The organism is Eoetvoesiella caeni (assembly GCF_003315175.1).
In the GTDB taxonomy this organism is placed as follows: Bacteria; Pseudomonadota; Gammaproteobacteria; order Burkholderiales; family Burkholderiaceae_B; genus Eoetvoesia; species Eoetvoesia caeni.
Window position 1 is genome coordinate 12,984 of the sequence record NZ_QNRQ01000017.1, and the last position, 14,038, is coordinate 27,021.

13 protein-coding genes and 1 pseudogene are annotated in these 14,038 nt (G+C 54.9%); 9 read left to right on the top strand and 5 right to left on the bottom strand.

Annotated features, from left to right (window positions below; genetic code table 11):
- Positions 1 to 392: 392 nt before the first annotated feature.
- From DFR37_RS20315 to DFR37_RS20340, 5 genes are all read left to right on the top strand, one after another.
- Complete coding sequence (locus DFR37_RS20315; RefSeq protein ID WP_113935055.1) at positions 393 to 1,082, top strand: response regulator transcription factor; 690 nt, start codon at positions 393 to 395, stop codon at positions 1,080 to 1,082.
- Positions 1,066 to 2,349, top strand: a complete 1,284-nt coding sequence (locus DFR37_RS20320; protein ID WP_113935003.1) for a sensor histidine kinase — start codon at positions 1,066 to 1,068, stop codon at positions 2,347 to 2,349. The genes DFR37_RS20315 and DFR37_RS20320 overlap by 17 nt, the downstream gene beginning before the upstream one ends.
- A gap of 647 nt (positions 2,350 to 2,996) precedes the next feature.
- Complete coding sequence (locus DFR37_RS20330) at positions 2,997 to 4,388, top strand: TolC family protein (protein ID WP_113935056.1); 1,392 nt, start codon at positions 2,997 to 2,999, stop codon at positions 4,386 to 4,388.
- Positions 4,385 to 5,443 carry an efflux RND transporter periplasmic adaptor subunit gene (locus DFR37_RS20335; RefSeq protein WP_113935005.1) on the top strand — a complete coding sequence of 353 codons (1,059 nt, stop codon included), beginning with the start codon at positions 4,385 to 4,387 and terminating at the stop codon, positions 5,441 to 5,443. The genes DFR37_RS20330 and DFR37_RS20335 overlap by 4 nt, the downstream gene beginning before the upstream one ends.
- Before the next feature lie 34 nt (positions 5,444 to 5,477).
- Positions 5,478 to 8,594 (top strand): efflux RND transporter permease subunit, encoded by a 3,117-nt coding sequence (locus DFR37_RS20340; protein ID WP_113935006.1) that lies wholly within the window; start codon positions 5,478 to 5,480, stop codon positions 8,592 to 8,594.
- 1 nt (position 8,595) lies between these two features.
- Here the strand turns inward: DFR37_RS20340 and DFR37_RS20345 are convergent, their stop codons facing one another.
- The 3 genes and pseudogenes from DFR37_RS20345 to DFR37_RS20355 form a co-directional block, all read right to left on the bottom strand.
- Positions 8,596 to 8,781, bottom strand: a complete 186-nt coding sequence (locus DFR37_RS20345; RefSeq protein ID WP_113935007.1) for a hypothetical protein — start codon at positions 8,779 to 8,781, stop codon at positions 8,596 to 8,598.
- Between the two features lie 44 nt (positions 8,782 to 8,825).
- Positions 8,826 to 9,383 (bottom strand): annotated as a pseudogene (locus tag DFR37_RS20350) (MFS transporter); the annotation flags it as partial.
- A gap of 94 nt (positions 9,384 to 9,477) precedes the next feature.
- Positions 9,478 to 10,227, bottom strand: a complete 750-nt coding sequence (locus DFR37_RS20355) for an MBL fold metallo-hydrolase (protein WP_113935008.1) — start codon at positions 10,225 to 10,227, stop codon at positions 9,478 to 9,480.
- 106 nt (positions 10,228 to 10,333) lie between these two features.
- On the opposite strand from DFR37_RS20355, the gene DFR37_RS20360 reads away from it, so the two are divergent.
- The 3 genes from DFR37_RS20360 to DFR37_RS20370 are packed head-to-tail and all read left to right on the top strand — an operon-like array spanning position 10,334 to position 11,565.
- The gene (locus tag DFR37_RS20360; RefSeq protein ID WP_113935009.1) at positions 10,334 to 10,699 is read left to right on the top strand and encodes an ArsR/SmtB family transcription factor; all 366 of its coding nucleotides are present in this window, start codon (positions 10,334 to 10,336) and stop codon (positions 10,697 to 10,699) included.
- A complete protein-coding gene (locus tag DFR37_RS20365) occupies positions 10,689 to 11,120 on the top strand; it encodes a YeeE/YedE family protein (protein ID WP_113935057.1) in 432 nt (143 codons plus the stop codon). The genes DFR37_RS20360 and DFR37_RS20365 overlap by 11 nt, the downstream gene beginning before the upstream one ends.
- Positions 11,121 to 11,130: 10 nt before the next feature.
- On the top strand, positions 11,131 to 11,565 hold the full coding sequence (locus tag DFR37_RS20370; RefSeq protein WP_113935010.1) for a YeeE/YedE family protein: 435 nt from the start codon (positions 11,131 to 11,133) through the stop codon (positions 11,563 to 11,565).
- 14 nt (positions 11,566 to 11,579) lie between these two features.
- Here the strand turns inward: DFR37_RS20370 and DFR37_RS20375 are convergent, their stop codons facing one another.
- Both DFR37_RS20375 and DFR37_RS20380 read right to left on the bottom strand, forming a co-directional pair.
- Positions 11,580 to 12,251: a VTT domain-containing protein gene (locus DFR37_RS20375; RefSeq protein ID WP_245954052.1), complete on the bottom strand. Its 672-nt coding sequence runs from the start codon at positions 12,249 to 12,251 to the stop codon at positions 11,580 to 11,582.
- A 40-nt stretch (positions 12,252 to 12,291) separates the two neighbouring features.
- Positions 12,292 to 12,624 (bottom strand): PepSY domain-containing protein, encoded by a 333-nt coding sequence (locus DFR37_RS20380; RefSeq protein WP_113935012.1) that lies wholly within the window; start codon positions 12,622 to 12,624, stop codon positions 12,292 to 12,294.
- A 1,023-nt stretch (positions 12,625 to 13,647) separates the two neighbouring features.
- Here DFR37_RS20380 and DFR37_RS20385 point away from each other — a divergent pair.
- Positions 13,648 to 14,031 (top strand): hypothetical protein, encoded by a 384-nt coding sequence (locus DFR37_RS20385; protein WP_113935013.1) that lies wholly within the window; start codon positions 13,648 to 13,650, stop codon positions 14,029 to 14,031.
- Positions 14,032 to 14,038: the final 7 nt, after the last annotated feature.

Consider the following 14,038-nt stretch of genomic DNA (forward strand, 5'->3'; position numbering starts at 1 on the left):
GAGTCGGTACATCCACATACTTGTTTCTTTCGTATAGGTCTATGTGAGGCAATTTCACCTGCCCGCTTTGGTTCTGATAATCGGGACCTTATCGTGACGCCATTTAATTTAGCGGCGCCGGCACGTTGACCAGTCTGAACCAAATCCGTTTGACGCCTGAATTCACTCTCGCCATAAGCCTGGAGCCGACCGATGACTCACCAACGGGCCTGCCCGCAGGCAACCGCCACAGACTTGCGCAGCACGCCATGCGCCCGCAGCTCATGTTCCTGCATGGTGTTCAAAGCCGTTATACTGCAATCGATGGCCCCGCAATTTCTCCATAATTCACTACCTTGCCTGTTAGCATGCCCGCTACGTCATCCGCACCCATTCAGTTCGAATATCGTTCAATAAAGGTATTGATTATTGAGGATGACTCGGACATCGCAACCAACCTCTACGACTACCTGGAAAGCGCAGGCTATGAGGTCGACACGGCATCCAATGGCGTAATGGGCTTGCACCTTGCCACCACCCAACGCTGGGACGCAATTCTGCTCGATCTGTCGCTGCCGGGCATTGACGGCTTGACCATTTGCCGCAAACTAAGACAGGAGGCGCGTCAGGATACGCCAATATTGATTCTGACCGCGAAAGATACTTTAGACGACAAACTTGAGGGCTTTCTGCAAGGAGCCGATGATTACCTGATCAAACCGTTTTCACTTAAGGAGGTGGGAGCACGGCTTGGCGCTCTCATCAAACGCTACAAAGGCAAGGTAGCACAAGCCGCCCTGTGTTGCGCCGATGTGCGCTTCGACTTAGCCACACTAAGTGTTGAGCGAGCCGGCCGCCCCATCAAGCTGCCGCCGAAATGCTTGCACCTTCTACGCGTTTTGATGCAGTCGCCCAACCGGGTGTTTGGCCGCGCGGAGCTTGAAACCGAGGTATGGGGCGAGCATCTGCGAGACAGCGATACCCTGCGCTCGCATATTTATACGTTGCGCCACGCCCTGACCATAAACGGTGAAGATAATCTTATCGAAACTTTACACGGCCTAGGCTATCGATTTGTGATGAACAGTGCGTCCCTACCATAGTCTGCGCTTCAAGGTAGCGCTCGTCTTTTCCGCATTGACGATTCTATTACTTGTCTCTCAAGCACTAGGTGTGAAGACGCTTGTCGAAATACAGGAAGAGAAGTTCATCACCGCGTTGATTGCCGATGATATGGCAAGCCTGATCCAAAGCTACCGTATGGATCCGACGCTCGTACCTCCGTTTGACCGACAACTCGGCGGGCGTGTATCGCAAGAAGGCCGAACGCACATTACTCTACCTGCTTCCGTTAAAGACCTGCAAAATGGCATACATGAAATAAGGCTGAGCGGGCAGGAAATTCATGTGGCCATCGCCTCTTTCGACCAGGCGCGAGTATATAGGGTCTACGACTTCAGCACTTATGAGAAGCATTTCAAAAAAACGATTAATGCACTAATGGCGGGAACAGGCTTATTCGCACTGTTGACGATCTGGCTGGCGTTTGGATTGTCAGGCATCCTGGTGCGCCAAGTCGCCGGACTCGCACGCCAGGTGAAGGCGGCCAGGCTAGGCGCATCGACGCCACTGAATCCTGGCAAATACGACGAAGCAGAGGTGGCCGACCTGGTCGACGCATTCAACGACTATCACCATCGAATGGGTCAAATGATTCAACGAGAGAAGGAATTCACAAGCAACGTGAGCCACGAATTTCGCACACCGCTTACTTCAATCAAGACTAGTTGCGAGCTCCTCGCCCAGAATGCGGCCATGGACACAAAGTCTGCAGCGCGTCTGCGGCAGATTGATCGCGCGGTCGACCACATGATCGAACTAATCAATATCTTGCTTTTGCTTGCACGGGAAGAGTCGTCGGCTAATGTGGGACCGATAAGCCTGATTGGCGCGATCAAGGACGCACTAGACCCATTTGCTGACCGTCTGACTACCAGAGGCATCACGCTTTCAATTGACATCGAGAGTGGCCTGCGAGTCGAGGTCAACCGCTCAGCGCTGGCCATCGTATTGTCCAATCTCATCGACAATGCGGTCAGGCACACCGTGTGCGGGCGCATCAGCTTCAGCTATGTAGACAGCTGCTTGAGGATCGTAGACACGGGCTGCGGCATATCGCAGCACGATCTAGCGCATGTATTCGAGCGTTTCTACCAGGCAAGGCTGACACCGGAAGCCGGTCGTACGTTTGGCATTGGCTTGGCGATTGTGAAGAAGATTAGCGACCGCTATCAGTGGTCCATTGAAATCGATAGCACGCCCGGCAAAGGCACATGTGTGTCTCTGAGGGTGCCGCAGGCACCTCGTTAATCGTCGTCATCGTCATCGTCCTGGTGATGGCGCCTCGATTCTCTCTCCCAGTCTCTATCGCGCCAGTGAGGATATTCCCGCTCGTCATAGCGCGGGTAGCCGTAAACAACCGGTGGCCCATAAACTACGGGCGGCGCTCGATACCCTACCGGAGGTGGTCCGTGGTAGACGATTACCGGAGGCCGAATCACAGGAAGGGGAATACCAAGAAATACGCCCACATGCACATGGGCAGAAGCCGCGCCGGGCACGCACGTGGCTGCAATTCCAGCCATTACCAAAACACCAAGTCGCTTCACTTTTTCCCCGGCTCCAAATCCATACGCACTCGGCCAACTACGTGGGCCATCAGTAAAGTCTACCGATTAACCTGAGAAAACTGTGAAACGGCCGCGTGAGATTTGCAACTATTTATAAATTTTCTGCTTGAATTCAAGCACGCGATCCCGATAAAAGTAAAAGAGAGGCATTCGTGCAGCAACAAGTCGCGCAAAAGACTCGATCACTCAGTCTTCACAAAAAATTGACATTGTCTTGACATGCGCTTCACGGGCACCCGATTAGTATCCTTGTATGCCATCGCGTCAGTTTGGCGCGATGCCCAAAATACGCCCGAGCAAGGCGCCCAGACACGAATGAATGCCCATCTGTTCCGACCGTTGATGCTTGCCTGTGTCGTACTGACAGGATGCGCAAGTTATCAGCCCCAGCCCATCACGCCAACGCAGCTTGCCAAAAACTTCGAACAACGCACGCTTGCGGACGACGCTTTGCGAGCCTATCTTGCGCGACAGGTCGGCCACCCTATAAAACCCTGGCCACTACCGCGCTGGAACCGGGAAATGCTCACCCTCGCCGCCTACTATTACAGCCCGGCGCTCGATATTGCGCGGGCGCAGTGGGGCACGTCCAAGGCGGGCATCGAGGTCGCGGGCGCCATCCCGAATCCAGTGCTGCAACTGCCGTTCCAGTACTCCACGGTCAATCCAGGACCGGGCCGCCCCTACACCACGGGCCTGGGCCTTGACATCCCGATCGAGACTGCGCACAAACGCGGTTACCGCATCGATCAGGCATCGCATCTGTCCGAAGCGGCACGCGTAAATATCCGTCACGAAGCGTGGAAGATACACAGCCAGGTTCGGGATGCGTTGCTCAACCTGTTTGCGGCACGGAAACAAATTGTGCTTCTGACGCAAAAAGTGGCGATGCAGCAGCAAATTCTCGACATGATGAAAAAACGGGAGGCAGTCGGACAAACTGCAGAGCCCGACATAAACCTGATCGTGTTAGTCCTGACACAGACGCAAGCCGATCTCACCACCGCAAAAAGCGCATCGCAAGATGCGCGAGCTAGGCTTGCAAGCGTCATGGGCCTTCCAATCGGCCCGCTCGAATCAGTTCAACTCAATCTTGATGAGTTCGAACGCACAGGCGCGGCCCCGCCGCCCGCACAGGCGCGCCGCGCGGCAATCTTCAATCGTGCAGACCTGCTGGGCTCGCTGGCCAAGTACGAGGCGGCCGAAGGTGCACTGCAACTGGAAATCGCCAAGCAATACCCGAATATTCATATCGGCTTAGGCTATACCTACGATACAGGAACCAATAAGATCGGATTCGGGTTGGCCGGGATCACACTGCCGGTCTTTGATCGGAACAAAGGCGGAATCGCCCAAGCCGAAGCGAAAAGAACTGAGGCAGCCGCCAATACGGCCGCATTGCAGGACAAGATTATTAATGATCTTGATCACGCACTCGCTCATTACCGGACAAGTCTTAATACATTACGTCTATCCGCTGTGCGCCTGTCCACCGCTCAGAAGCAGTTGATGAGCCAAGCCGCGAGTTTCGATTCCGGCATGATCGATCGCCCGGCGCTCGCCCAGGCGAAAGCAGACTACCAAACCATCGCTATCGCCCACCTGAACGATGTGGTGGCGGCGCAGCAGGCGGCAGGCGCACTCGAAGACGCCATGCAGCGGCCTCTGTCGCCGAGCACGCCGAACTGGACCTTACCGCAGAAAGAGACACCACGATGAAATACAAAATAGCGCTCTTGCTTATCGCCTCGGCTGTGCTGGCGACCGCCGGCGGCGGGTACATCTATTACACGATGAGCGCCACGCCGACCGCCACATCGGCTCCTTTAGCCCAGGCGCCGCGCGTACACACCTTGAACGGCGAAACCGTCGTTTTGGTCTCCATTGACGTGCAGCGCGCAAGCCATATGGCCGTGGTGCCCCTCACAACCTCGACGCTCCAGCCGGAGACTACCGCCTACACGACAGTGATCGACTTGCAGCCGCTCTTCGATTTGCACAACCGCATAGTGGCGGCTCGCTCCAGTCGCCAAAGCGCGCGGGCGCAAGCCGATGCGTCGCGCGCCCAGTACCAGCGCGACTACGTGCTGTTCCACGACAATCGCAACATTTCGCAAAAAAGCCTGCAGGACGCCAGGGCGGTCATGCTCACGGATCAGGCCAAGCAGCAGGCGGCCGAGGCCGCGCAAAACGTTCTTGATGCAACCTTGAGGCAGCAATTCGGCACTGCACTGGCCAACGCGTCAGCGGCGCCTGGATCCGATCTGCTTCAACGATTGATGGGAGGCCGCAGCGAGGTGTTGCTGGTCACACTACCCGCGAAAGACGGCGTATCAGCACCTACGCAGATCTCCGTCGATAGCCCAGATGGCCGGCTCATTGCCGCCCACAAACTATCGGCTTCGCCGCAAAGCGACCCATCGATCCAGGGCAGTCCCTATTTCTACGCAGCCGATAGCATCCTACCGGTCGGCACCCGCACAACGGCCCACATACCGCTAAAGGGCAAGAGCAGACAAGGCCTGCTGATCCCCGAAAGCGCTGTCATATGGTACGGCGGACAGCAATGGGCCTATGTGAAGACGGCTGCCGATCAATTTACCCGCCGCTATCTGCCATCGGCGCCGGCTGTGGATGGCGGATTCGTCGTGACGAGCGGGTTTCGTGCGGGCGAAGAAGTCGTCATCCGTGGCGCCCAACTGCTGCTGTCTGAAGAGCTGCGCCCGCAGGACATTGCAACCCAGTGCAAAGACCCGCCGGAATGCGATGGCTGACCAGGGTATCCATCCACGAGCACGATAACTTCTCATGCTAAACACGATCATCCGCTTTTCGCTGCGGTTTCGCGGAGTCATTTACGCACTCGCCATCCTGGTGAGTGCCTATGGCCTGTATACCCTGACGCATGTGAAGTTGGGCGTCTTCCCCGAATTCGCGCCTCCCATGACCGTTATCCAGACGGAGGCACCAGGGTTATCCAGCGAACAAGTCGAAACGCTGGTGACCCGCCCGATTGAAGCCGCATTGAGCGGGACGGTCGGCGTACAGTCCATGAGATCCAATTCCTTGCAGGGCTTATCCGCCATCACCATGGTGTTTGGTGACCATTCGAATGTCTTGCAGGCCCGGCAACTGGTGTCCGAGCGCATGAACGCCGTCGCCGCAACTTTGCCGGTCGGTGTGCTGCCACCCAAGATGCTGCCACTCACGACCGCGACGAGCGTCGTCCTGACCGTCGGCCTGACATCGAAGACACAGTCCTTGATGGAGCTGCATGATATTGCCCAATGGATGGTGAAACCGCAATTGTTGAGCGTGCCGGGCGTCGCCGATGCGATCGTATTCGGCGGCCATACACGGCAACTGCAGATTCAGGTCGATCCAGATAAATTGGCGCACTATGGCCTCTCAATCCAAGAGGTCATCGCTGCGGCGAGAACATCGACCGGTGTACGCGGCGCGGGTTTTATCGAGAATGCGAACCAGCGCATCACGATCAGTACCGATGGCCAGATCACGACGCCCAAGGCGTTGGCCGGGATCGTGCTGCGTTGGAGCCACGGCGCGGGTATTCGACTGGGTGACGTCGCTACGGTGGCGTACGCGCCTGCGCCCGCGGTAGGCGCCGCATCCATCATGGGCAAACCCGGTGTCATGATCGTGCTGGAAAGCCAGTATGGAACCAATACGCTGACCGTCACGAACCGGCTGGAACGCACGCTCGCCACGCTCAAGCCTGTGCTCGCCAGGCAAGACGTCGATCTGGAGCCGGACGTCTTTCGCCCGGCGAACTTCATCGTGGAAGCAACCAACCATTTACGCACGGCCCTGCTGATCGGCGGCCTACTCGTTATAGCAATCCTGTTTCTTTTCCTGCTCAATGTCAGGACCGCGGTCATTTCCGCCGTTGCCATTCCACTCTCGCTGCTGGTTGCGGTGATCGTTCTCAATGCCTTGGGCGTCACGCTCAACACGATGACTCTTGGCGGACTGGCGATCGCCTTGGGTGAAGTGGTTGACGACGCCATTATCGACGTCGAAAACATTTATCGGCGACTGCGGGAAAATCGCAAATTACCCGAACCGCTTCCCGCATTCCGAGTCGTGTTGCACGCCTCGCTCGAAGTGCGCAGCGCGGTCGTGTTTGCGACATTCATTGTCATCCTGATCTTCTTGCCGATCTTGTCGCTCTCGGGTGTCGCCGGAAAACTCTTCGCACCGCTGGGTATCGCCTACATTCTTGCGGTACTGGCATCCCTTTCGGTAGCACTGACTCTCACCCCTGCGATGGCGCTCGCACTACTGACCAAGAAGCCGCCCCCGCCTCACGAGCCGCGGTTGTTGGCGTGGCTGAAAACACACTACAGCACTCTATTGATAAAAGTGGAGCGGCGCGCTCGGACCATCATGATTCTTGTCGCTATCCTATGTCTCGTGTCGTTGTCGGTATTGCCATTTTTGCGCGGCAACTTCATCCCGGAGCTGCGGGAAGGACACTACATTGTTCATATGGGTCTTGCGCCAGGCTCGTCCCTGGCCGAGTCAATGCGCATCGGCGCCCAGGTCTCCCGAACACTGATGCAGATCCGGGGCGTGCGCCTGGTAGCGCAGCGTGCAGGCCGCGCCGACGAAGTGGTCGATCCGGTAGGCGTACAACTCAGTGAATTCGAGGTCGATCTAAAACCGATGAACGCCAGTAAGCAAGACGCCACCCTACAGCGCATCCGTAACGAACTTGCGAGCTTCCCGGGCATCTCCACCTCGGTCAATACATTCCTCGTTGAACGCATCGACGAGACGATTTCCGGCTCGACCGCACCCGTTGTGGTCAATGTATTTGGCGACAACCTCGATGTCATCGATCGCAAGGCACTGGAAATTGCACAGTTGATGGGCAAGATCGATGGAGCGACGAGCGTTCGCGTCGAGTCCCCCCCAGGTATTCCGGAGCTGGCCGTCAGGCTCAAACCGGATCAATTGAGCCGCTGGGGCTTCAGATCCATCGATGTTCTCAATACGATCCAAAGCGCTTATCAGGGGACGACCGTGGCACAGGCCTATGAGGGCAATCGCAGCTACGATATCGCTGTAGTCCTGTCACCAGCGGCCCGCACGGACATCGGCCAGATTGGCTCGCTCATGCTGCGCAATCCCGACGGCCTTGCCGTGCCATTGCGGGATCTCGCGAGCCTGCGCCAAGTATCGAGCCGCTACCAGATCTCGCACGATGGAGGCCGGCGTATGCAGACGGTATCGGTCAGCGTTGGCGGGCGTGCCGTGAGCGATTTCGTTCGCGAAGCGCAGGCGCGTGTGAACCGCGAAATCACTATGCCCAAGGGAACGTATGCGGTATTTGCGGGAGAAAGCGAAGCGCGCAGCCAATCGCTGCACGATTTGCTGGTCTATGGCGCCATGGCCGGCGTCGGCATCGCGCTGTTGCTCTTTCTCGCGTTGAAAAACCAGCGCAGTATCGCGCTGGTCATGGCGAACCTGCCGTTTGCGCTGGTGGGTGGAGTGTTGAGCGTAGCGCTCACCGGTGGCGACCTTTCGCTGGGAGGCATGGTGGGCTTCGTGACGCTGTTCGGCATTTCCCTGCGAAACTCGATCATGCTGATAAGCCACTATGAACACCTCGTGCACGTCGACCGGATGCCCTGGTGTATGCAGACGGCTGTGCGTGGCGCGGCCGAACGCCTGATACCCATTTTAATGACAGCGCTCGTGACTGCATTCGCACTTCTGCCGCTGGCGCTTACGAGCGGCGCGGCCGGCAATGAAATCGAAGGACCTATGGCCATTGTGATTCTAGGTGGGCTTGCCACCTCTACGCTACTGAACCTGATCGTATTACCCATACTTGCGCTGCATTATGGCCGTTTTGAAGTCGACGCATTGGCTGAATCGAATCGGAATATTGTCGAGTAGATCAGCCGTGCATCATTGGCATAGCCACTACGACGGCGGTGTCATTGTTGTTTTGAAAGCGGGTCGAACGTGCCAAAATGTCATCGTCATCATCCTCCAAGGCATCCGCCTTAACCCTGTCTTTGGGTAAAAAAAGGCTGAGCAACAAAGCGACGATACCAACAACCGCCGAGACGCTAAAAATCATCGAAAAACCATAATCTTGAACGAGGAATCCGCCTAGCGCTGGCGCAAGGACATCAGGCCCCGAATCACGGCCACCCAGAATACGGATCGGAAGTCATCGGCCCATAGCAGCATCAAACCGACCGCCAGTAAGGGCCCCAGGAAGACCCCGATGGTGTCGAGGGACTGACGCAGGCCAAACGTTGCGCCACGCAGATGCGGTGGTGCAATATCTGCGACCAAGGCGTCGCGTGGTGCACCGCGTATGCCTTTGCCCACCCGATCCAGCAAGCGTGCAGTAAACACAATGCCGACCGTAGGTGCCATAGCAAAGAGGGGCTTGGTCAGTGCGCCCATTGCGTAGCCAAATACGGCCAACCCTTTGCGCTTGCCGAGGTAATCGCTCAAGGCACCCGAAAATACTTTGACAATCAGCGCTGTGGATTCAGCTAAGCCTTCCACCAAGCCGACCGCCAACGCACTAGCTCCCAAGGTCGTGATCATGAACAACGGCAGCAGGCTATGGATCATTTCGGAAGAAATGTCCATGAGCATGCTGACAAAGCCGAGTACCCATACGCCAGCCGGTATTTGCTGCAAGGTGTTTTTTGTGGGCGTTGTCATCGCCAAGCCTATCCCGTTCTAATCGTTCACACCAAGACAGTACGATACGACCGTTCAGGTTTCTCGAAACGACCCAGGATGCTTTACCTTATTATCAGCCTTGTGGACTTTCTGTCATCTGCTTGCAGTATTTCCCTAAGTTTTCCGGCAAGTCGGCTGGGCACACACCGCATTGCTTGTTTCCTGGAACGGCGTAATCGATAAACTTGGGATAGGGTAGGTTCAGATCTGCCATGATGGCCCTGAACTCGTCCAGCGTCTTGTTCTTGCCGAGACGGGGATTACGCTTTTTTTCCTGGGCAATCGTCGATACATGGCGGTCTTTATAATCGTGCGCCGGATAAACCAAGATATCGTCCGACAACGAAAATAGCTTTTTATGGACACTCCAATAGAGCGCCTGGGCATCACCTTGCTGAAAGTCGGTCCGCCCGCAGCCTTCGATCAGCAGAGCATCCCCGGTGAACACCCGGTCATTAAGAGCATAAGCACAATGACCTGCAGTATGACCGGGGGTATGCAAAGGATTGAGCACAATTCCACCGACCTGTAAGGGCTTGCCTTCTTCAAGATTTACGTCCGCGCAAAGCACCCCTTCTGCAGCCGGTGCGGCTATCTTGCTGCCAGCTTTTCTTTTCAGTTCTAGTGCTGCGGTAATGTGATCAGCATGGATATGCGTCTCTATGCTATAGGCAAGTTGCAAGCCAAGTCGTTGCACTTCTCTTAAATCACGGTCCAAAGATGCAATCACTGGATCAATCAAGACCGCTAAGCCGGTTTCTTCACATCCCAGCAAGTACGTATAGGTGCTGGATAACGGCTCAAACAGCTGTCGAAAGATCATGGTCGGTGCTCCTGCTTCGTTTAGAGTTCACTTCTTCTGCAATAAAAGATGCGTTTATATTATACATTTTTATATATTCAATTATAATATTATTAAGAAAAAATGAATGGAAACAAACGCAATGGCAGTTTTGACCGAAAACATTGATCTGGCTGCGCTACATAAGTCCGCCTCAGAGGCATGCAGCGTATTAAAGGTACTGGCCAATACAGATCGCCTCTTGCTGTTATGTCAGATGAGCCAGAACGAATATTCCGTACGTGGTCTCGAGGAGCTGACTGGCATTAAGCAACCGACACTCTCGCAGCAATTGACGGTTTTGCGAAATATGGAGATGGTAAGCACCCGGCGCGAAGGCAAGCAGATCTTTTATAGGATCGTGAGTATGGAGGCGTTAGCCATTATGAAAGTTCTGTACGAACTCTATTGCAAGGACGGCAAGGGAAGCAAGGGGTATGAAAATGACAATTGACTGGGTCAACTTTACCCCATGGTCTTCACTTGCTGGCGGCCTGCTGATAGGCTTGGCGACAGCAATTTTCCTTCTATTTAATGGGCGAATTGCGGGTATTAGCGGGGTTGTAGGAGGCTTGCTTCGCCCCGCAGACGGCGATATTGCCTGGCGTATCGCTTTTATTGCCGGAATAGTGCTTGCGCCGTTCGCTTTTAGACTGGCTGCGCCGCTACCCTCTGTTCAGATTGACGCTGACACAATGACTTTGATTGCAGCCGGTTTATTGGTCGGCTTAGGTACGCGCTATGGGGCGGGCTGTACCAGCGGGCATGGAGTGTGCGGCCTATCCCGCCGTTCACCACGCTCAATCGTGGCCACGGCCTGTTTCATGTTTGCCGGGTTTATGACGGTCTATGCGGTTCGTCACCTGCTCACCTAAGGAAAGCACCATGCAAATAATTATTTCGTTCATCACAGGGCTGGTGTTTGGCTTAGGGCTTATTGTCTCCGGCATGGCAAACCCCTCCAAAGTAATCGGCTTTCTGGACTTGGCCGGCAATTGGGATCCATCGCTGGCGTTCGTCATGGGCGGCGCCATCTTGGTCGCCAGCATTAGCTTTAGGCTTGCCAAGAACCGCAGCAAAACATGGCTCGGCGATAAGATACGCCTGCCAATGGCTACCCAAATCGACAAGCGGCTGGTGCTGGGTGGATTGACATTCGGTGTAGGCTGGGGCTTGGCTGGATACTGCCCAGGCCCTGCCTTGGTATCGCTGACCCAAGGCAGCAAGCCATTGATCTTTGTCCTTGCCATGCTTGCCGGCATGGCGATATTTGAACTGCAAGGCCGCATTACTTCATCACGACTGCGTCGTCGCTCCTGAGGAAGGCACGTAAGCTATCGTCTCTTCCTATAGGCTTGTACGCCCAAGGGAAGCAAAGAGATCGCAATGATTAGTCCAGCAAGTAGCGTGAGATTTGCCTGAACCCACACGAACTGGCCGAGGCCATAGCCCGCCATCACAAGAAGGATGCACCAGAGCATGCCGCCAATTATGTTGTAGCTCAAGAACCGTGCTGGATTCATGCCAGCCATTCCTGCCAAGAAAGGGGCCACCGATCTCACGACGGGAATGAAGCGGGCCATGATAATGACCACTCCTCCGAACCGTTCAAAGAAACCTCGCGCCTTCGACAGATGAGCAGGCCGGATCCACTGTTTCTTAATAATGGTTGAGCCAACACGTGAACTGCCGATCTTGAAATTTATCAGGTCTCCGAAGAATGCGGCTGCAATCAAGATAGCCAGCGCCGGAACCGGAAAAATCCCGGAAATGCCCAAGAAAGCTCCAACGGCAAAGAGCAGTGAGTCGCCGGGAAGAAACGGCAAGATAACCAGACCCGTTTCCAAAAAAATAACGGTGGCCACCAAGGTGATGCCATATAACCAATTTTGCTGCAATAAGGCCATGAGTTCATGACTGTTGGTTAGCCAGCCAAATATTCCGCTTGTAATCAATTGGTTTTCTCCGAACACCAGTCCAATCGCGCACCGGGCAAAAGAGCTCACCGCGGTGTGTTATTCAACGTTTTAGGTCCTTATCGCGGAGTCAGATAGATAAACCTTCGGAGGTGAGCTCCCGAGCCACGGTTTTGGAATCCAGTAACGTGCCGGTGGCGGCATCGACAACAGCATCGATGTGTGCATAAGGATTTTGCACACGGACAATATAGGCCAATTTCCCTCGCTCGAGTCGCCGATTTACCATGGTCGCCTTGCCATCAGCATAACCTTCTGCAACCGCTATTGCGCGGGTAACTGGAACGAACGCGCTACCCCAGCCCATCCTGGTAACCCCATCTGGTGCATTGGCCCAGGCAGTCAAGCCCAGAGCCGATAAAAAGCCCGCGACCGTAACCTTTACCGCTTTCTTGAGTAACATTTATATCTCCATTCCATTGTCTAAACCAATATGTAGGTTTAATGCTTCAGATTCAAATGTTATGCCGCGAAACTTAGCTGTAGCTTAGTTCGGCGCTCCATCACCGCCTTCGGTATCCAGACGTTGTACGGCACGCGATCAGTATTCGCAGATAAACACATATGGTTGACGGCTACGATGATGGTCGCCGAGATAGTAGGCGGCTGGTAGTACAACTCCATGGCACCGAAATCCACTTGGACCGGGCTGCTGTTATCGCTCTGCTTATGAACCTAGCGGAGCAAAATCTCCTCGGGCAGATCGATCATGTGTCGTCCATATCAGAAGGTAGCCTGTTTACCAGCATGGTCTTCAAAGAAGCTGAACCGCCCCGGGGAGGTTCACACGCCTGTCGCGCGTCAACTACTTTGGCCGACCGGCCAAGTTAATTGTCGCTGAACACACGCCCTTACGACCAATGGTTAAGTGCGCGGACCACGTGAGGATATAGGTGAGTTTTTACAGGCAATAAGGTGAGAGTTTACAGGGAGAAACGTCAATAAAATCAATAACTAACACGTCTCATTTTAACGACGCAGGCATTTTTTATTCGTCTTTTTTATTCATTTCTCTTGCTGCGCTCATCGACCTTTGATAGTCTGGAACTGCAGACAACGCCCCTCACCTTTTAAGGTGCTTTTCACAATAACTTTGAGGCGCATTATGAACCACTACTGGCATACGTCCACCACCTCTTGTATGACCACCGTGATGATGGCCATTGGATCCGCGTGCGCGGGGCTGTGACGAAGCTACTTTAAGGTATGCCACTTACAAGCCCCGCCACACAGCGGGGCTTGTTGCATTATGGCTTCGCTAATACTGAACGATTCCGAGTTTTCTATGTTGCCAAGAATGCATCCGATGCGAGACCCGGTGCCTTCTGGATAGTTTCTCGATTCCTAGAAAGACGCTCACCGTGTAGCGACTAAGCGCCGCCACACTTCTTTTCATATTCCAGTTGGATTTTATCGGAGACTCATCATGGCCGAGGACAGCGCTCGTCTCGACGAGCTGTTTGTAAAACATCTGCGACTTTTCTCGAGGCGGCCATTGCCCTTTGGACTCGAGGTCCATGCCGGCTGGGCTGATTTACTCGACACTCTTTTGTCACGCATCGAGACGATCCTCCACGACATACCGGATGTCTCGTTTGAGATCCTGCAGGTCAAGGAAAAGTTCGGCACACTTCGCTTTTATTACCGAGTCGGCCATGCACCCGATGCCGCCGCGGCGGCGATTCGCCAGGCGGTCAATGCCACCGAGGAGGCTAGTAGATTTTGCTGCGAACGGTGCGGGGCATCGGGCCGACTGGCTACTAAAGATGGTTGGATGCGAGTGCGTTGCAGGGCCTGCGATGACGACTGATCCATTG